Below are 21391 nucleotides of genomic sequence, written 5' to 3'. Positions count from 1 at the left end.
ACTTAAACATTTTTAGTATATACTGTAACTATTTTATTTTGTCAACTGATACACTTTATATGTAATTATAAACTTTTTTTCCGCACAAAAAAGCTTTAAAAAATACAATTACTAGAACTTTATATTTTAAATATATGTACTAAATATATTATTATACCAAAATTGGGACTAAAAATGCAGTTTTTTTGGTTCTTTTATACCAATAAAAGAACTGGGGTTTGGGGCAAAGCCCCATATATTAAAAACAAAATATGATTTTATTTTTGATAAACTATGTTTGTTTATATATATATTGAGTTTGAATATGAAAAATAATAGGCTGTTTATAATATGATAAAAAACACATTAAAAATTATTTGCTTTATAGCGGTATTTATTACATTACTCTGGACTTCCAGCAGAGTATTAAGATTTAAAAATGAGAATGGTATATATCAGGGCGACAGTTTTTATGAACAGAAAACTAACAGTATAGATTTACTTATTCTTGGAAGCAGTCATGTACACTATAATATTAATCCAGCTGCTTTGTATAATAAATATGGAATTGCAGCTTATAACTTTACATCTGGAAGTCAGCCTATATGGAGTACTTATCATTATTTAGTTGAAGCATTAAAATATCAAAAGCCAAAATTAATAGCATTAGAGTCCTATATTATAGCAGCAAGCAGAACTAATGTTGTAGACTATCAGATAGTAGCAGCTACCTATGCATTAAGATGGTCTCAAAATAGAATAAACTCTTTAAAAATTACTGCTGCAGATAGATTTGATGAGTTTATTAATCCAATGTATAGATACCATAACAGATATAAAGATTTAAAAGATGAAGATTTTGTTCCTTATGCTAATAATTATAATCACTATAAATATTTCAAAGGATATTCTTTTCATAATAAAACATTCCCTGTTAAAGAGCCTAATATAAAAAATATAAAAGATACTCTGCCTCTATTAGAACAGCAGGAAACTTATTACAGGAAAATATTAGAGCTTGCCAAAACAAATAATATACCTATAGTAGTTATGGCTTCTCCTTTTCCTATGACTGATGATGAAGCTAGACATTTTAATAGGGTAGGGGAGATTGCAAAAGAGTATGATGTTCCTTTTATGAATTTTAATCATTATTATGATGATTATGATTTGGATTTTTGGACTGATTATAATGATGGAGGACATTTAAATTATAAGGGAGTAGAAAAATATACTTCATTTTTAGGAAAATATTTAAAAGATAATTTTGATTTGCCAGACAGAAGAGGAGACAGCAATTATAATACTTGGGAGAAAAATGCTTTATACGAATACAATAGAGTTTATGACATGAATCTTAGAGACATAGATAATATTCATAACTATATAACAAAAATAACTAATCTTAATGATTATACTATAGTAATAAATATGCTTGGAGAATACAGCACTAATGACAGCGTAGTAAAAGGCATTTATTCCAATTTTAATATAACTAATGAAATGTATACCAATAATATTTCTTATGTTATAGATAAAAACAAACTAGTATTTTCTTCAATGGGTGAAACTAATTATCTTTATCATAAAGAGCTTAATAAATACAATGATTTAGTAGTTGAAAATGGAAACAGAATAATGATAAGCAGGAGCAATTTAAGAAAAACTACTAACGGAGTTAACATAATAGTTTATGATAACATAACCTCTGAAGTAGTTGATTTCTTTGGTCTGCCTTATACTAATGACATTATAAGCGAAGTAATAGAAAGAGATTATTAATTTTTTATTAATAAATCAATATTCTTATATTATATTTATTCAATTTATTTTTACAAATCAAACATATCATGTTATCGGTTGCATATTTCGTTTAAATACCAACTATATATAGTTTACATAATATGTAACTTCTTTATAATTTTATAAAAATATAAAAATAAATTTAAGGAGTTTTTTATTATGGTAGGAAGTTTTGAAATAAATGTAATACAAAAAAATGACATACCTGAAGATATTGAAGATATTTTTAAAAGAGCAACTAATTTATTAGGAGTACGCAGAGAATTAATGCTTTATTTAGGAAAACAAGTAGTTCATGGTATAAATCATGCTTATATATCCAGAAATGAGCCTTCTGTACTTAATCCTAGACCTTATTATGAATTAATAGTGATAAATATTAATGAAACAGGAAAAACTTGTATAGTAAGAAGAGAAACTATATTAGAAAGTTCAGCTTCTCCAATTGGTGGTATAATATGTTCTAGAGAAGATGAAGCTCCTATAAGAATAATTGATTCTATAGAAGCTAATAAGTTACTTAAATTATTTAAAAAAGGCATGCATAATGTTTTAGGTCTTGATTATGAAGCTGAGCTTTATTTGGGAAATCAAATAGTTCAGGGCTGCAATTATTATTATTTGACACAAGCTTCAAATATAGAAGCTAAAACAAAAAGCATTAAATTAGTAGTGATGAATCTATTTATAGATGAAGTTAAAGTTGTAGAAATAAAAGATATATTATAATTATCATACTAAAAATATAAAGAACTTATACTGTTTTAATTAAATAAAGCAGTATAAGTTTTTTTGTTATTTAATAGTTTTGTATTTGATATCATAGGGTATAGATAAACAATTAGAATTTATCAATTTCTGTATTTTTGGCTACTAATAAAAGAACTGTGGGCAAATATTTAAAATTAAGGAATTTATTTTTTATAAACTATATTTGTTTGTGTGGTTTTATTGCTAATATATAAAATATTTTATGTAAATTTATTCTATAATAAAAAATAAATTAAATAAAAATCTTTATAATATAGTAATTTCTATTGCTGTTTTTTTTTTTTTTTTTTATACTTAAATTATATTATTTATAATTTTTGTTATTATTATAATAGTGTTAATTTATAGGATAGAGAATGATTAAAAGAATTTTATTGATATTATTGTCGGCATTAGTATTTGTATCATGTTCAGCAGAAATTATATCACCAAGCGGTAATTCTTCTAGCGGAGGAAATAACCAGTCTGGAGGCGGTACTGTAGAACCAATTCCTCCATCAGGACCAACAGAAGAAGAATTAATATCAAAATATGGTATAGATATAGGTCTTGATGATGCCGTAATAAGCCAAAAGATAGAAGAAAATTTAAAAGCCTATTATGAAGAGATGACTTCATATAGATTGATATTTACAGGCATTCCTAAAGATTATATGGGTAAAGCGGAATCTCTTTCTATTTTAATAGTAAAATCAGCTATGAAAGTTAATAATGCTAAAAATATAGATATTGATATACGAAATATTGATTTTCAAAATGAAACTATAAATACTGGTATGTTTTCTGGAGAAACTATTGATGATACTATAAATCTTAATTTTATATTTCCAGAAGATAAGATAAAAACAATAGCAAGCATGTCTTTTGATAATTTGTATAATATAAGAGAAATAATATTACCAGATTCTATAACATCAATAGAAAATTATGCATTTAATAATTGCCAAAATATAGAAAAATTAACATTAGGTAATGGTCTTAAAACTATAGGAGATTATGCATTTCTAGCTTTAGAATATTTAAAAGAGTTAGTTATACCAAATTCTGTAATATCAATAGGTATTGGAGCATTTGCTCAAAGTGAAGCTAGAGAGAAAATAACTATACCTGAATCTGTTAAAACTATAGGAATGGGAGCATTTTTAAGCTGCCCTAATTTGACAACAGTTATATATTATGGTACTTCTCCAACGGATATAAATAATAATGACGCCTTATTATATTGTTATAAACTCACTACTTTAATAGTACCTAATGCTTCAGATATCAATGATTCTGCTTGGAAAACTTTTTTGGGAGCTAATTTTACAACTGTAAAAAAGCAGTAACATATATATTTTTTGTAATATAAGCTTTTGGCTTTATTTTTTTTTATTTATTTTATTAAATTAAAGTCAAAAGTTTTTTGTTATGTAAAACTTCTTTCTTGATTTTTTGTATTATAATGATATCATAATAGAGTAGGAAATATATATGATTAAAAAAATTATAATAACAATATTTTCATTAGTATTACTGATTTCATGTTCTGATTTTAATTCTCCTATTGATATTCTTGATAAAGAGGTAATGAAATACGGTATTGATGTAGGGCTTGAGGATTATGTTATAAGCAGTCAGATAAGAGATAGACTTCAGGAGTATTATAAAGATAATGGTTATTATAAACTCATATTTATAGGTGTGCCTAAGTTAGAATATTCTCAGAAAAATTCTGTATCATGTTTGGTAATAGATGAGGCAGAGAAAATCGGTGTCTCTGATATAACTATGGATATAAGAAATATTGAGTTTCAAAATGGTATAATAAATAGTTCTATGTTTACAGGAAAACCTTCTCAAAATATAGTGCTTAACTTTATATTTCCAGAAAATACTATAAGAACTATAGAAAGTTTTGCTTTTTACGGACTTCATAATAATTTAAAAGAATTAAAAATACCTGATTCTGTTACAACTATAAATGATAATGCTTTTGCTTTAAACTATTCATTAGAAAAATTAACATTAGGAAATAATATTTATACTATAGAAAAAAAATGCATTTCAGTATTCTACAGCATTAACTGAATTAACAATACCAGCTTCTGTTAAGGTTATAAAAAGCGGTGCATTTTCAGGTTCAAGCGGATCTCAATTAATTACGGTTACATATTTAGGAACATCTCCAAATAATATAACTTTTGATGGGAAAATTTTTTCAAGCACTCAGATAAAAACTCTAAAAATTCCTAATGCCTCTAATCCAAATGATCCAGCTTGGAAAACATTTTTAGGATATAATTTTGAAACAGTCACAAGATAAAAATGTATGATTTAAATATTATTTACTATTGAACTTATATAAAATTTCTAGTATATACTGAAAATTTTTAAATTTATTAATTTTTTTCTTGTTATTTTTCCCGCCTTCCACAGAGCGGCGGGCTTCGCCAAAAGAACCTTATATACTCGACAAGCTCTGATACGCTTCGCGAAAGTGCAAGTGTAAAAATAATCCTAAATTGTACTAACTATGTTTTATATGTAGGATAAATTATTAAATTTAGACTAAAATATAGCCTTTCACTGCCGACACCATGGGCGGACTTCGTCGGTACGCAGAGCGGCGGGCTGTGCCTGCTTATCGCCTACCTACGGCACACAGAGTGAGGCGTACTTCATATATGGCAAACCATACCTAACGGTACTTCCTTTGGTCGCAGACTTCCTACGGTCGCAAAAGAAGTGGGGTGTTACGTAGTACGCAGAGCGGTGGGTCTAGTCCCCGAAAATAATAAAAATATAAAAATTAATTTTGACAAATTATAATTGTTTAGGTATACATAAACAAATACAGTTTGTCAAAAAATTATTTTTTCAAATTTATTATTTGCAGAAGCACACAGTAGTGCCGCTCTGCGTAACGAAAAATTACAAATTATCAAAATTATAAATATTATTTTAAATTATTATATAACATTATATAAATGTGCAAAATTGCAGCATGTCTATTGACTATTTATATATTAAATTTAAAATTAAACATTATAATTAATTTTTTTTAAATGGTTTGTTTATATGATTAAAAAAATATCTTTTATTTATGTAACAGTAATACAAGTTTTATTTGTAATATCAGCATTTGCATTACAATTTTTATCAAAAAAGAAAATGGGAGTTATGAGACATTTTGTATATTATAATAAAAAAATTGAAACTATTTATAACATGCCTTTTCTAATAAATGCAGTATCTTTTATAGTATTAATTATAATTATACTTGCTGCTATTGTATTTTTTTATTTTTTAAAATCAAAAATACATAATAATAAATATATGATGTTTTTAAATATTTCTCTGTTTGTTTTGGGAATACTTTTTATTATTTTTTTAAGAATGTTCTCAAGAGAAAGTTTATTAGCATATTATTATATGACTTTAATATTTTTTATAGTTTATATAGCAGAGCTTATGAAAACGTCATTATATTTATTTATAATAACATCAAAAAATATTAAAAAATAAAAAAGCGGGCATACAAAAATAATGTCCGCTTTAATTAGAATCTATACTATAAATTAATTATTAGTATTTTCTCTAGGGTCTCCTAACTGAACAGGAAGTTCAGGGTTCATCTGCCATACATACCAGCCGCCGTCAAATAAAGTTACATTAGTCCAGCCTTCCTGATAAGCTATTAAAAATGGTATAGCAGCTCTCCAGCCAGTACCGCAGTAGAATGATATTTCATTATCTTTAGTGACTCCCCATTCATTCCATATTTTTTGAGCTTCATCTATACTTATGATTTTACCATTATCATCAACATAATCAAATTCATCTCTTCCCCAAACAGCACCTTTAGGTTCTCCTACTCTTTCTATATAGCTGTATCCGCTTACCTTTCCAGTAAACTCGTCCCAACTTCTTATACTTACAAGTTTAAAATTAGGATCTTTTTGTTTTTCTATTATCTGTTCTGGAAGTGATATAATATATTCTGGGTGAGCTGGAACTGTAACTCCAACATCATCTATAGGTTTAGCTTTTTCAGTGCTGCTTGAAGTTGCATAACCCATATCAGTCCATGCTTTCAAATTGCCGTCTAATACATGCACCTCGTCAACACCAGCCCAAAGAAGAGTAGTTGCAACTCTCGCAGCAGGAGAAGGCTCTCCATACACTATAACAGCAGTATCTTTTGATATACCGAAATCTTTCATAACCTGTTCTATTTCTTTAGGTGTTCTTACATTCCAATACTCAGGCTCTTCTATCAAATCGGTATTTATATGCAATGCACCCGGTATATGGGCTTTTTTATAATCAGCACTTGCATCTCCCCAAGAAGCTTCTAAAATAACATAATTAGATGACTGAGGCTGATTGCCGTCTATAACGCTTTTCACCCAATCAGCATTTACATATACTCTTGTCTTTTCAACAGGGGAAGCATTTACTGATGACTGATTAGTATTTGAATTAGTTTCTGTTTTAGAACAGGAAGCTAATAGAGATAATATTAGAATTAAAAAAAATAAAAACTTTTTCATACTTTCTTTTCTCCCGAAATAAATTTGTATGAATAAGATTATATTATAATTATAATATTCGTCAATGATTTATTATAATGTTAGTTAGAATGTTAATAAATAATTTTAAATATTTTACATATTATTAACAGCATCATTTAAAGCAAAATCATTAGCACTGTCTCTGTCTTTTTGGTCATAATCTTTAAGAGGTATTTTATTTCTTATAGCAGCATATATTGTAGGCACTATTATTAAAGTAAATAATGTAGAAACGCTAAGCCCGCCAAGAAGTGCAGTAGCAAGAGGCTTGTACATTTCATTACCGCTTCCGATTCCTAAAGCCATAGGAAGTATACCAAGTATAGTAGTTAAAGTAGTCATAAGTACAGGTCTTAATCTTCTTTGCCCTGCAATCAAAGCAGCCTCATCACCTTTAATATGCTTTTCATGCATAAGCTGATTCATATAATCAATTAAAACTATTCCATTATTAACAACTATTCCTATAAGTACTATACAGCCTATAGCACTGTATGCACTTAAAGTAGTATTTGTTATTATAAGGGCAGCGAGTGATCCTGCAAAACCGAAAGGAATTGCAAATGCTATTACAAAAGGAGCTATCAAAGATTCAAACTGACTAGCCATTATTGCATACACTAATACCAATGCCAATATTAAAGTTTGTAAAAGCTGAGCAAATGCCTCATTCATATCTTCAAAATCACCTCCGTAATTTATAGATATTCCGCTTGGTACAAATACATCTTTTTTTATTACCTCTTTTACTTCATCTATTATTTCATTCAAAGGTCTTCCGTAAGTATTTGCTATTACAACGGTAAATCTTTTTCTGTCTTTTCGCTCTATTCTATTTGGTCCGTAACTTTTTACTATATCAGCTATTGAAGATAAAGGTATTAATACTCCTTTAACTGGTATGCTTATTTTTTCTACATCTTCTATAGTAACTCTGTCAATATTTTCAAGCTGAACATTAACATCTATATCAGTATAATCAGAATTTTCAGGTGTAATTGTAGTTGCAGTTCTTCCTGCAAAACTGGTATTTATTATTCTTGCTACATCATTAACTTTAAGTCCCATTTTGGCAGCAATATCTCTATTAACATATACCTGAAGTTCTCTGTTTGATTCGTCAATATCAACCATGGCTCCTCTTATACCTTCTATATTGGATATTGCACTAACTATTCTGTCTCCAAGCTCTTTAGCCTGAACTGTATCATCTCCAAGCATCTCTATTCTTATAGCCTCTCCGCCTGAAGAACTAGACATTGATCCTAACAATATTACATTTATCCTAGCAGGGTATAATTGAAGTTTTTCTCTTGTTCTCTCGGCATATTCATTGATATCACCAACTCTTCCAGCATTCTTTGCTTTTAATTGTATTCTTATATTAGCACTGTTTGCTTCGCTTCCTTTTCTTATTCTTGACTGAATTCTAGTTAAATCATCTTTAATAATTTCTCTTATATCATTTTCCATTAATGCCACGAAAGACTGTGTCTGCTCATACTTAGTACCTATAGGCATAGTTACCAGAACCATAAACTGACCTTCATCTGTTCTTGGAAAGCCTTCCTTACCTATGAATTTTAAACCGAATATTATAACAGAAAATACTAATATCATAGAAGGAAGAAGTACTACTAATTTTCTTTTAATAGAAAAAGAAAGTATTTTATTATAGATATTGTTTATATTGCTGTGTATGTATTTATTAGTCAGAATTTCTAATTTGCCTAATAATTTTAATCTCTTATTTGTAACAAGTCTCGCCCCAAACATAGGTACTATCAAAAGAGCAACTAATAAAGAAGCTATCATTGATATTGTAACTGTTATACATAAATCTCTAAACATTTGGCTAACCATACCTTCAAGATAAATAAAAGGCAAAAATACAGCAATAGTTGTAAAAGTGGAAGCTGAAATTGCAAGAGACACCTTTGAAGTACCGTTTATAGCAGAAGAATATTTTCCAAATCCGTTATTTCTGTAATAAAATATATTTTCAAGTACAACAATAGAATTATCTACCATCATACCTATTCCAAGAACAAGACCAGAAAGCGATATAACATTTAAAGTAACTTTCATAAAATACATTAGTGTAAAAGTTACTATTATAGAAAGCGGTATTGATATTGCTATTATAGATACGGTTCTTATATTCCACATATAAAGCATAAGCACTATAACCGCAAAAAGTCCTCCCTGCCAAGCCGCATCAAGTACTCCGCTTATAGATTCATTAATACTGTCTGCTGTATTAAACATTATCTGATATTTTATACCGTCTGGAAAATTATACTCTTCAAGCTGCTTTATTACATTTTTTGATACTTCTACAGTATTAGCCCCAGACTCTTTACTTACAGCTATTGATATAGAATTCTCTCCATTAACTCTTATAATATTAACATTATCATCATACCCCTCATACACCTCAGCCAAATCCTGAACCTTTATTACAGAACTATTTTCTCCGTCTTTTATTAAAGTGATAGTGGTATTTTTTATATCATCAATACTAGTTATTTCCCCCATAGTTCTTATAGTATATTTATAAAATCCCTGATCTGCCTGACCGCCTACAAGATTATTATTATCGCGTGATAATGCAGAAGCTATTTCATTGATATTGATATTATATGCTTTCAATCTGTTTAGATTAACATCAATCTTTATCTGACTTTTTAATCCTCCCATAACTTCAGCCTGTGCCACACCTTTAGCCTGTTTTATCTGCGGAGCTATCTGATTATCTGCTATATTATATAATGTAGACTGATCATCAATACCGTAAACAGCAACTTCCATTAACGATGTATCGTCCATATCAAATTTTCTTATCACTGGTTTATCTGCATTGTCTGGAAGCAAATCTGTAACCTGTTCTAATGCCTCTCTTATATCTTCCGTTGCCTCAGTTAAATCAGTGCCCCAATTAAACTCTACTAGTACATTTGAAGAATTTTCTCTTGAAGTGGAAGTTATATTTTTTATATTATTGACAGTTGCAACAGCACCTTCAACTAATTTTGTAACAGATTTCTCTATTTCTTCAGGTCCAGAATTTTTATAGCTTGTATATATACTTATATAAGGAATCTGCATATTCGGCATAAAATCTATAGAAAGCCTAGATAAACTAATAAGCCCTAATATAAGTATTGAAACTATTACCATAAGTATGGTTACAGGTCTTTTTACAACTATTTCTATTAATTTACTCATAAAACAATTTCTTAATTTTTATTTTTTATCTTTTTAATAACATAATGTGTATTTAGTTATTATATCATATTAGACGATAAAATGTAAAAAAAGTTTTAAATTCAAAAAACGGATGTTATGCCAATCCTATAAAAATTATACATTAGATTTGTTTTTACTAGATTTGTACACTAAATAAAAAAATATGATTTATAAGCTATAATTAGATTTATCAAAAATTAATAAAACACAATTATTTATTATATAAAAAAAATTCTACTGCAGTTTTTATATTTCTTTATTTATTTCATAAAAAATTACTTACTTAATATATACATAAAGTTACACTGTAATAACTCATAATTTTTTTATTTCTTCTATACTTAAGCCTGTATTTTCGCTTATAATTTTCATATCTATACCTGCATTTTTGAAACTTTTGGCTATAGATATTTGCTGTTCCTTTTTACCTTGTTCTATACCTTGTTCTATACCTTGTTCTATACCTTGTTCTATACCTTTCTCTATACCTTGTCTAATACCTTCTTCAATGCCTAATCTTCTTTCTTCTTCCAGCATTATTTGATTGCCATATAGATATGCCTGTCTTTTATCGTATTCATTCATCATAAGTCTGTCTTTAATAAAATTATTATATCTTTTTTGTACTTCTTCCATTATAGGTTTTTCTTTTACTAATTCTGACATTATAAGCTCCTTATTATCTTTTTCTTTCATAGTGAAAAATTTAATCCAGCAATTTAAATCAGGTTCAAGAAGATTATATTTAAACTTCCTTAATTCTATTATATGTATTTGTAAATGATCTGTAAGCAATCTTTTGTTATTTGTGTCGTAAATCATATAGCAAGAGTGTACATTATCATTATCATCTAAATTGAAATTAAGAAGATTAATACTAATTACTGGAGTTAGAGCATCGTATTTTTCACCATGTTTTAATAGCTTACTGTAGTTAGATGCCCAATAATATAATATTCGTTCTGGAAATCTTGAATTACCTTGCAGCTGTATTTCTATTATAACAACTGTGCCATTTTGAGTTATGCATTTAACATCTGCAATAGTCTCTTTGTCTTCATAATTTTCTTTATAGTTAAAAGGTGTTAAAATCTCTACACTTCTAAAAGTTTTCATGTTAGAATCAAGCATTATAGAATTAATAAAATCTAATAATATAAAATTACTGTCTTTAGATGAGAATAAATATCTCATAAAATAATCATTTAAAACATTAATACATTTTCTCTTCATAATGATATTATACAAAAAATAATTATAAAAGTAAAGTTTTGTATATAACTAAACAAATATAGTTTGTCAAAAATTAATTTTTTAATTTAAAATATTTGCAGGGCTTTGCCCTTACGAAGTACACGAGTGACCACTCTGTGTGCTACACAGCACCCCAGTTCTTTTATGACGTCTGTCCGCCCGTGGCATGATATAAAAGAACCATACGCTGTACACCTTCGGTGAAAGAACTGCATTTTTAGCCCAAATTTTAGGTATTACCATACATTTAATACGTATATTTAAAATATAAAGTTCTAGCAATTGCATTGCCTTTGGCAAAAACTTTGGCGAAACCCGCAGAACGAAGGCTAGAAAAAGTTGAACAAAAAATTGACAAACTTAAAAATTTTTAGTATATACAGATGTTTTTATAAAAATCAGTTAATAAAAAGCTAATGCATAACCTTTTAGCTTTGTAAAATAATATCATATTTAAAATAATTATAAAAAATTATAAATAAGTTTTTAAGTATTTCAAAAACAAAGATAATAAACATTTATTAAGAATATCATTTTAATAATTTTTCATAAATAATATTATAATCTGTAATTTTCATATTATGCTTTTATTAATATTTAATACCTTATATGAAGTAAATATCATTTAAGAATAAATATCAAAAAAATTTAAATTTGTATTGATTTTTTCAGATTACGATTTATAATTCATATTAAAATAAATGTTTAAATACATTTAAATAGATATTTAAATGTATTTAAACATTTAAATGATTTTAAATATTTATTAATGGTATGATAGCTAGCAATAAACATGAATGCATGTTTATATAAAAACAATCCAAAGGAGTTCAATATGAACAAAAAGATTTTATCAATTATTTTCACTTTATTTTTAGCAGGGCTTTTATCTATCAGCTGTTCCAACAAAGACAAAACAGGACCTGGTGATAACGGCGGCGGAAGCACTACAATTCCAGAAAACGGTACAGGTATAAATAATAGCTATGGAGATAGAAAGTTTCCTGCACAATCAGGCAATAAAGTAACTGTTGTTGGCGAAAATATTAACGAAGAAATTAGTGATTATAATAATTTTATATTAAATACTTTGAAGTCTGATAAAAGTATATTAGTAAAAATGCCTTTATTAAAAAATATTGGTTTTACAGCAGATGTTATAAAAATACCTGCAAAAAATATAGTTGAAGGTGATAATAATAACTATACTATAAAAACTCGCTATACTTTAGAAGAAACTGCTGATAAAACTGTAACTGTTGATTTAGAAGCTGAAAGCTTTAATATTTCAGGAGCTTGGTTAAAAATGAAAGTAAATTTAACAAAAACAACAACAGTAAAAGATGCAGAACCTGTAACTGAAATTTATACTATAGAAACTGTAACAGAAGATGGAATAAAACATGCTTCATCTGGTAGACCAGCTATAAATGGAACAGGAGCTATAGAGCCTAAATATTAAACAATAATTCCTATTTCTAAACAAAATATAAAAAGGGTTTTACTTTATACAACATCAAGTAAAACCCTTGATTTTTAGTATCAAAATAAAAATGGGTTAATATTATCTTTTAATAAATTTAAAAATATAAAAAGGATTATAAAAAATAATGAAAAAAATAAATATACACTTTATTTTTGCTTTATCTTTAATATGTTTATTTTATTTTAATCAAAGATCATATACAAAACAAAATACTGTAAGAGTGCCTGAATATGGAACAGGTATAAATAAAAGCTGGAATGACAGATTTTGTGTGGGCTTTGTACAAATAACTAAAAATAATTCTTCTTTAGGTGAAACACAAATGAGAGTTCTGGGTTCTAGAAATACATACAGAGATAATGGTACTTTATTAATAAAACTGCTTTTAGAAGATTTATATATAAACAGTGAAATACAAGCAAAAAATATAGTTGAAATATCTTCATCAGAATTTTCTATACATGCAGTAGTATATGCAGAAAATAATGATACGCCTATAATATTTAAAACATCAACTTTTAAATATGAAAGATCAGAGCTTTATATAAATGCTTCTCTTACTATAGGAGATGATGTTTATTATATAAAAGGCACATTAAAACATAATCCTAATTTCAGAGAATAAAAAATAATTAATTTAAAATTTAAGGAGAATAAAAATGAAAATAAAATTATTAATAGCAGTTTCAGCATTGTTATTTATATCATGCCAAAGTAAAGATGACGGCTGGTTCAAAAATGCCTGCAATAAATTCTACACAAACACTAAAAATCAATCAATAATTTTTATAGCAGATAAAGTTTTGGTGGGCGATGAAAAAACTGTGATTGATCCTCTAGGTTCATTAATAACTTTAGCTGCTACTTCTGTAAAAGAAATAAAAAGTAAGAATGAAGCTGTATATACTATGGAGTTATTCAGTAAAGAGGATTTTTATTTTACTCTTGATGGAAACAAATTAAATGCAGTGCTATACAGTAATAATGTAGAATTCTACTATAATGATGAGCTTACAAAGAAATTTCAAACTAATATAACAGAAATGGAAAAATGGATTAAAGAATATAATGCCACTAACCAAAAATAATATTTAGTATAAAAAATAGTTAAACTGTTATAAAACATGCAGTTTAACTATTAAAAAAATTATAATTGTTTAGGTATATACCTAAACAAATACAGTTTGTCAAAAAATTAATTTTTTAAATTTAAGATATTTGCAGGGCTTTGCCCACCACTCTGTGTGCTACGCAGCACCACACTTCTTTTGCGACCGTAGGAAGTTTGCGACCAAAGGAAGTACCGTTAGGTATGGTATTGCCGCAAAGAAGCAGGCACAGCCCGCACGCTCTGCGTACCTTCGGTAGCGAAAGGCTATATTTCAGGATAAATTTAATAATTTATCCTACATATAAAACATAATTAGTACTATTTAGTATTATTCTTATATTTGCACTTTTTGCGGCGGGAAAAAGTTGAATAAAAAAATTGACAAACTTAAAAATTTTCAGTATATACTAGCCTCTAGGAAGCAGCTTTGTAGGGTCTATTGCCCTTCCTTGATATGATATCTTGAAATAAAGCTCGCTTCTGTCTATCATACCAGTGTCTCCTATATCTCCTATGTATTCGCCTTTACTTACAATATCTCCAAGTTTAACATTAGCTTTTGATAAATGAGCATATGAAGTATTGTATCCATTTTTATGCTTTAATATAATAACTGTACCAAATCCTCGTACATTATCAACATATTCAACTATTCCGTCATCAGAAGCTACAACCTTATCTCCTACATCTCCCAAAATATTAATGCCTCTGTTTGCAAGTTTATCAGAAGTTACTCCGTATCCAGAAACTATTATACCTCTATAAGGCCATATAAAAGAACTTTCAGGTAATATACTGTCATCATTAAATGAATATGATATCATTTTCACAGTTTGTACTTTTATGCTGGCTCCTACATAAAGTTTATATTCATTAGCGTTTTTTATATTATTAAGCTGCATAAGACTTCTCAAATCCATTTTATGACTTTTTGCTATAGAATATAAAGTATCTCCGCTTTTTACTTTATAGATAGATGTAACTAATGTAGATGTTTTTGGAGAATTGGCATATACTTTTAATGTATCGCCTATTTTTAATATATATTTGTCATTTATATTATTTAAAGAATATAATTCTACTAAATCCATTCCTCTGGCTAATGCTATTTCACTTAAAGTGTCTCCGCTTTTTACTTTATAATTTTCTAATGTTCTGTACTGTGAAGGCTTTGATGATGTGTTTATATTAACATTATCATATAATTTTAGAGTATCACCTACTTTAAGAACATAATTACTTTTTAATCCGTTTAATGCAAGTAAGTCTTTTAATGACATAGAATTTTTTACTGCTATTTCCCCTAAAGTATCGCCGTATTTTACTTTATATGTTTTTATAGTTTTGCTTTGTGCATTTGAAGAGCTTTTTGCATATATTTTTAATTTTTCCCCTGTTCTTAATTTATATTTAAGAGGATCATCAATATTATTTATTTTTAAAAATTCATTAACACTTATATCATTTTGAAAAGCTATGCCATATAGAGTATCTCCGCTTTTTACAGTATAGTATTCAACTTCTTTTTGAATATTAGAATTATTGTTATTTTCTTTTTCAGCTCTTTCTGATTTTGCTACATACATAGTTTTTCCTACGTAGAGCTTATATTTATTAGGGTCATCAATATTATTAATTTTTAAAAATTCACTTGCAGTCATACCATGAGAGAAAGCTATGCCGTATAAAGTGTCGCCGCTTTTTACTTTGTATGTATCATAGTTTTTTTCTGAAACATTATCTTCAGAAGGAGATAAATTAGATGAGTTATTAGAAGCAGATGAAGTATTATTTGCTACTTTTAGAATCTCTCCGATTTTTAAATTGTATTTGTTAGGATCTTTAATATTATTAATAGCTAAAAACTCATTTGCTGTCATACCATGGGAGAATGCTATGCCGTATAAAGAATCCCCATTTTTTACTTTATAGTCTTTATATGATTTGTTCTCTTCTCCTTTCAAACCATACACTTTATTTTCGGAGTCATATACTAAACTGTATCCAGCCTCTTTTACTTTTAGAGTTTCTCCTACTTTTAATTTATATTCATTAGGGTCTTTGATATTATTTAATTTTAAAAACTCACTTGCACTCATATCATGAGCGAATGCTATACCATAGAGTGTATCACCGTTTTTTACTTTATAATCTATATAATTAGCCCCAAAGCTAATACTAAAGAATGTACATCCTATAACAGATGCATATTTAAAAACATTTTTCATAATTTTATTAGTTCAAGTAAAGGTTATTAATTTGCTATTTCAAAAACTTCATCTATAAGCGGGTCAGAAGGAGTAATAGTAACTGTAGATTCTTTGACACTTGACATTTGAGGACCTATTTTTATTTTTTCCACAAACTCATCAATATCCTTTTTACTTTCTAAATATCCCACTACTTCAACAGAACCATCATAATTGTTCCATACTTTTCCGCTGACTTTCATCTCATCAGCTATTTGCTTTGCATAGTATCTGAAACCTACGCCTTGAACTCTTCCTTTTAATATAATATCTACTTTAAACATACTACGATTATCGGAAAAGTATTTTAGTTAATTTATACTGTACATAAAAATTGACAATTTATACAAACAATATAAAATTATAATAATGATTAATATAGAAATAAAAAATATAAAACTTCAATTTATAACTGATGATAAACTTTTTTCTCCCAAAAAAATAGATACGGGCACATTATCTATGCTTGAAGAAATTGATTTTAGTTTAGAAAGCAAGGTTCTTGATTTGGGATGCGGTTATGGAATAGTAGGAATACTTGCAGCAAAAATTATTGGAGAAGACAAAGTTGTAATGTGCGATATAGATGACAATGCTGTCAATACATCGAAAGAAAATGCTTTATTAAACGGCTTTAAAAATATAAGTATTATAAAAAGCGATGGGCTTAAAAATATAAACTATAAAGATTTTTCTCTTATACTTTCAAATCCGCCGTATCACAGTGATTTTTCTACAGCAAAACATTTTATAGAAGAAGGTTTTTATAAATTAATATTAAATGGAAGATTTGTTATGGTTACTAAAAGGCTTGATTGGTATAAAAACAAATTAACTTCTGTTTTCGGCGGAGTAAAAATAATAGAAAAAAACGGATATCATATATTTATATCAGAAAAGCGAAATAATATACCATCAAATAAAATAAAAAAGAGATTAAAAAAGGCAAATAAAAATAATCATAAATGACCAAATATAGGAAGGCCTGTTATATGAAAGAAAGCCAAATTGGATAAAAAACCTATTATAGTACCGAATATTATACCGCATACCACATCAAGCGGATAATGAAGTCCAACATATACTCTGCTGAATGCTATTAAAGAGGCTATTGGGTAAAATAATAATGCTGAATATGTACTATAGCTTCCCATACAAAAAGATATCGCAAAAGCTACCATAGTATGCCCTGATGGAAATGAATGCTTATCAGGAGGATACATTATAGGTACTTTATCATGCTTTTTATACGGACGTATTCTGCTGAAAAAACTTTTTATATACAAAAATAAAAATATACATAAAAATACTGCTGCTACTGCTCTTGAAAAATATAAAGCTGCGTATTTTATCCTAAACATATAAAATAAGAGGTAAAGTAAAACCCATATATATCCGTCTCCCATTCTGCTCATAAACTTCATAAATGTTTTTACAGGACCTTTTCTATTATCTTTAAAAATCTTTAAAAATAGTTTATCATCTATTTTTGACATAAACTTTATTAAAGGAAGGCTATTTATATAATTAATTCTTTTCTGCTTTCTTCTTTTTTTGAGAATTTTTTTGATTTTTTTCTTTCTTCTTTTTTTTATTCTTTTAGATTCGCTATTTTTTTCTTTATCCATAAAAGAAGTCCAACTTTTAACTACACTAATAAAATATCATAAAATACAAATAAATCAACTATTTATCAATTCTTTATATTATTAAAAATATATTTGTAATATACAAACAAATTTAATATTTTTATATCACTAATATATGTAAATATTTTAAAATATTTAGTATTTTTTTAAAGTTTCCGAAGATAATTTCAAAATATTAAAAAATAAATTTTTAGGATATATAATGTGCTTGTAGGAAATGATGCATATGAAAAGTTTATAGAATATATTGAAAATAAAATAAACTTTGATTTTCTTTCTCATATACCTGGTTCAGATGATACATTAGAAGTTCAAAGAGACTCTATTATCAATTTAATAAGAAGATCAAACAGTAACGAGGCCTTTTTGGACTATATATCATATACTTATACTATACTGGAAAATGATATAATAAAACAGATAATCTCAATTTCTTGGCTTAAAGGCAATGGTATTGAGGATAAAATTATTAATGATGATAAATTTGAACTTAATAATAATGAGCTTATAAATTATATATCTGTACTCTTAGTATTAAGGGATATAATGCACACAAGTTATATAGCTTCTCTTCCTATATATTATGAATATAAATATGAACCAAAGGAGTTTATAGATAAAGCCAGAGAAATGATAGAGCACTCAATATCAAATATATCCACGCTTGAGCATATTAATCCTATATTTATAGCAATAGCAGCTAAAAGTGTTTTGCCGTATTCTATAATAAATGATGAGCTTTCAAGTTCTTCTAAATTAATAGCAATACTTTTTAATTTGTCAAGAATAATGGCTTCATATCCTTATAGTGATAAAATTATAGAGAATACTCAGCCGATATTTTCAAGTGCTTTGTATAACTTGGTAAATAATGCTTCTTTTTTGGGACTGGATTATAAAATGGTTAAAGTAATATATGATAAAGCAAAAACAGGAGAAATAAAGTGGAAAAACTAGCAAAATATAATATCACTTTTATAGTAGCTGCTGTATCATCTTTGACTATAATATCAATGTGTGCATATATGATAGTGAATATGCATACTTATGTTATGAGAGTATTAATGTTTATAGAGTTTTTATGCTCATTTTATTTCGTATGTGTTTTTTTCTATAAGATGAACAGATACTCAAGAATAGAACTTTTCTTTTATCTTGTTGTATATTTAGTGCCTTTTATATTATCAATATTAGGGCTTTTTTATATAACTAACTTTTTCTCTTTAAACAGAGTATTTTTAAGAGAAAATATAGCCGCTTCTTTCCTTACAAGAGGCTATCATGTATTATTCATATTTTATATATCACATATAATATATTTCTTTTATTTATTTAGCTGTGAAAATAGAAGCAGTTTTTATTCTCTTTTATCATCATATTTTATAATAACTATTTCTATAATTATGGCTATAATATTTATAGTATTATACGGGGTGATAAACTGGGTATTTGACAATAAAATCATTACCTCTTATGAAAACACAAAAAATGAGATTATATATGAGGCAGAACTTGCTTTCTCTCAAAATGCTGATAACGATAAACTAGAATATGAGGGATTTGCTAAAAGCTACAATATGGCTGTAATTTATTATGAAAATGAACTTAAATATAGAACCGATGATTGGGAAGATTTTGAAAGCAGACATTTACTTTTTGAAGCAGCTATTATGCAGGGAAACGGATTCTTATTTATAGGAAGCGGAAAAGATTTCACATATCCTTATTATATGTTTATATTAATATATGTAATAGTAAACTCCTTAATATTAACTTGTTCAATAATATTCTTTAAGATTTTCCTTACTAATAAATTTAGTAATTATGTTAATATTATGATAAAAGGTTTTAAAGAAGATAGTTATATATATGCCATAGAAACAGAAAATATGGACAATACAGAAATTAAAACTTTATCAGAACTATATAATAAAAAATTATTAACGTATAAATACAGAGAAAGATTTATTAAGATGTTCACCAGATAAGATTATTATAGCTAAAAAATAAACTTATAATATTTTATTTTTAATAATTGAATTTTTTTGGTAATTACAATAGACTTGCTTCAAAACTCAATTTGTTAGTACCTAAAAACCAAAATAAATATATTTATATAGCTTAAACATATAATTTATATTATATAATCTTAACATAAAATTGTTTTAAAGTAGTTTTAAAACAAGTATAATATATAAAATACTTTATTAATATTTAAACTCCACAGTATAATGCGTAACAGCCTCATCGGGCATAATGTATTCTCTGTTATTCATTAAAAGCTCAAGCATATCAGCCCTAGCATCATACTCCATACCAACACGTACATCTTTTATATAACTATTGGCAACATCACTCCAATAAGTTCCATCTCTCAATTCTTTTGCTGTTTTTCTCAAATAATTTATTACAATAGAATATTCTTTAATGGTATTGTACATAACTTCTATTTGTTCATAGTCTACAAGCTGCACTGCCTTATTATTAATATTAAGCATTACTTTTTCGCCTCCGCTCTGCCATACCATTAATTTATCCGTATAGTCTATAGGAGTTATTACTGTCCAATCTTCATCTTTATTCGGCTCTTTATCCTTGGTTAAAAACTGATTAAGTCCAGCACTCTTTATATGAGCCTCTGTGATAGTAAAATATTCCTGCCCGCTGTCATAAGCAGCTCTTATTTCTTCATAAGGAGGAATAGGAACATAATAAGTTTTGTTATTTATTGTATAAGTTGAATAAGGAGAATTATCAGATTTATAATATCTTCCATTATCAAGTTTTATCCAATTAGGCTCTTCAGGAGTTCTTATATTTTTTTGTATAGGTGGTAAATCTCCTCCAACATAAGAATCACGAGAATATACCGAATCAGCATTATCATAAGCTGAGGAATTAGGCTCTACTTGCCAATTTACGCCGTCAGTGGTTGACCATATAGTATTATCATTTTCAAAAGACTCTTTTTTAGAAGTCCAATAAGGAGGGCTTATCCATTCCCAATATTCTCTTTCGCCTTTTGTAACATATATTTTATCTTTATCATAGCGAACATTAAGATTGCTTCTTTGTCCCCAAGGCGTATTAATCTTCTCCCAATTAGCACCTATAGAAGTATCTTTATTTTTATCTATTCTATAATAAACATTTTTACTTGTTGTAAATGGTCCCTGACTTTCATTTCGGCATCCGCTTGGATTTTGCTCATCAAAATCTTCTTTTAAACCTATTAAATATATATAATCTTTAAACTCTACAATTTTATAACTGCTAACACCAAA

The 21391-nt window shown here is 27.3% G+C and carries 18 protein-coding genes and 1 pseudogene; 12 read left to right on the top strand and 7 right to left on the bottom strand.

Annotated elements, in window-relative coordinates:
• Positions 1-330: 330 nt before the first annotated feature.
• From F811_RS0103935 to F811_RS0103915, 6 genes are all read left to right on the top strand, one after another.
• Complete coding sequence (locus tag F811_RS0103935) at positions 331-1761, top strand: SGNH/GDSL hydrolase family protein (protein WP_020003990.1); 1431 nt, start codon at positions 331-333, stop codon at positions 1759-1761.
• Positions 1762-1941: 180 nt separating this feature from the next.
• Complete coding sequence (locus F811_RS0103930; protein ID WP_020003989.1) at positions 1942-2511, top strand: hypothetical protein; 570 nt, start codon at positions 1942-1944, stop codon at positions 2509-2511.
• Positions 2512-2909: 398 nt separating this feature from the next.
• Positions 2910-3881, top strand: a complete 972-nt coding sequence (locus F811_RS0103925; protein WP_020003988.1) for a leucine-rich repeat domain-containing protein — start codon at positions 2910-2912, stop codon at positions 3879-3881.
• 145 nt (positions 3882-4026) lie between these two features.
• A complete protein-coding gene (locus F811_RS15980) occupies positions 4027-4623 on the top strand; it encodes a leucine-rich repeat protein (RefSeq protein WP_020003987.1) in 597 nt (198 codons plus the stop codon).
• Between the two features lie 7 nt (positions 4624-4630).
• Positions 4631-4858, top strand: coding sequence for a hypothetical protein (locus F811_RS17160; protein WP_083921306.1), 228 nt, complete (start codon positions 4631-4633; stop codon positions 4856-4858).
• 755 nt (positions 4859-5613) lie between these two features.
• A complete protein-coding gene (locus tag F811_RS0103915) occupies positions 5614-6060 on the top strand; it encodes a hypothetical protein (protein WP_020003986.1) in 447 nt (148 codons plus the stop codon).
• Positions 6061-6113: 53 nt separating this feature from the next.
• On the opposite strand, the gene F811_RS0103910 is transcribed toward F811_RS0103915, so the two are convergent.
• From F811_RS0103910 to F811_RS0103900, 3 genes are all read right to left on the bottom strand, one after another.
• Positions 6114-7088 (bottom strand): sulfurtransferase, encoded by a 975-nt coding sequence (locus F811_RS0103910; protein WP_020003985.1) that lies wholly within the window; start codon positions 7086-7088, stop codon positions 6114-6116.
• A 114-nt stretch (positions 7089-7202) separates the two neighbouring features.
• Positions 7203-10337, bottom strand: a complete 3135-nt coding sequence (locus F811_RS0103905; protein WP_020003984.1) for an efflux RND transporter permease subunit — start codon at positions 10335-10337, stop codon at positions 7203-7205.
• Between the two features lie 336 nt (positions 10338-10673).
• The gene (locus F811_RS0103900) at positions 10674-11591 is read right to left on the bottom strand and encodes an Rpn family recombination-promoting nuclease/putative transposase (protein WP_026364334.1); all 918 of its coding nucleotides are present in this window, start codon (positions 11589-11591) and stop codon (positions 10674-10676) included.
• A gap of 856 nt (positions 11592-12447) precedes the next feature.
• Here F811_RS0103900 and F811_RS0103895 point away from each other — a divergent pair.
• From F811_RS0103895 to F811_RS0103885, 3 genes are all read left to right on the top strand, one after another.
• Positions 12448-13074 carry a hypothetical protein gene (locus F811_RS0103895; RefSeq protein ID WP_020003982.1) on the top strand — a complete coding sequence of 209 codons (627 nt, stop codon included), beginning with the start codon at positions 12448-12450 and terminating at the stop codon, positions 13072-13074.
• Positions 13075-13222: 148 nt separating this feature from the next.
• Positions 13223-13723: a hypothetical protein gene (locus tag F811_RS0103890; protein WP_020003981.1), complete on the top strand. Its 501-nt coding sequence runs from the start codon at positions 13223-13225 to the stop codon at positions 13721-13723.
• Positions 13724-13757: 34 nt separating this feature from the next.
• Positions 13758-14186 carry a hypothetical protein gene (locus F811_RS0103885; protein WP_020003980.1) on the top strand — a complete coding sequence of 143 codons (429 nt, stop codon included), beginning with the start codon at positions 13758-13760 and terminating at the stop codon, positions 14184-14186.
• Positions 14187-14616: 430 nt separating this feature from the next.
• Here F811_RS0103885 and F811_RS0103880 read toward each other — a convergent pair whose 3' ends face one another.
• Entirely contained in the window at positions 14617-16437 is a 1821-nt protein-coding gene (locus tag F811_RS0103880; protein WP_020003979.1) for a LysM peptidoglycan-binding domain-containing protein, read from the bottom strand.
• Positions 16438-16463: 26 nt separating this feature from the next.
• Positions 16464-16742: an acylphosphatase gene (locus F811_RS0103875; RefSeq protein ID WP_020003978.1), complete on the bottom strand. Its 279-nt coding sequence runs from the start codon at positions 16740-16742 to the stop codon at positions 16464-16466.
• A gap of 85 nt (positions 16743-16827) precedes the next feature.
• On the opposite strand from F811_RS0103875, the gene F811_RS0103870 reads away from it, so the two are divergent.
• A complete protein-coding gene (locus F811_RS0103870; RefSeq protein WP_020003977.1) occupies positions 16828-17427 on the top strand; it encodes a class I SAM-dependent methyltransferase in 600 nt (199 codons plus the stop codon).
• Here F811_RS0103870 and F811_RS0103865 read toward each other — a convergent pair.
• Positions 17418-18086 carry a phosphatase PAP2 family protein gene (locus tag F811_RS0103865; RefSeq protein ID WP_020003976.1) on the bottom strand — a complete coding sequence of 223 codons (669 nt, stop codon included), beginning with the start codon at positions 18084-18086 and terminating at the stop codon, positions 17418-17420. The genes F811_RS0103870 and F811_RS0103865 overlap by 10 nt on opposite strands.
• A gap of 225 nt (positions 18087-18311) precedes the next feature.
• Here F811_RS0103865 and F811_RS0103860 point away from each other — a divergent pair, with 225 nt between their 5' ends.
• Complete coding sequence (locus F811_RS0103860; RefSeq protein ID WP_020003975.1) at positions 18312-19064, top strand: hypothetical protein; 753 nt, start codon at positions 18312-18314, stop codon at positions 19062-19064.
• Positions 19052-20095 (top strand): hypothetical protein, encoded by a 1044-nt coding sequence (locus F811_RS0103855; protein ID WP_020003974.1) that lies wholly within the window; start codon positions 19052-19054, stop codon positions 20093-20095. The genes F811_RS0103860 and F811_RS0103855 overlap by 13 nt, the downstream gene beginning before the upstream one ends.
• Before the next feature lie 219 nt (positions 20096-20314).
• Here the strand turns inward: F811_RS0103855 and F811_RS16710 are convergent.
• Positions 20315-21391 (bottom strand): annotated as a pseudogene (locus F811_RS16710) (hypothetical protein); the annotation flags it as partial.

The organism is Brachyspira innocens ATCC 29796 (genome assembly GCF_000384655.1).
Lineage (GTDB): Bacteria > Spirochaetota > Brachyspiria > Brachyspirales > Brachyspiraceae > Brachyspira > Brachyspira innocens.
This window is presented reverse-complemented; position numbering and strand designations above follow the sequence as displayed.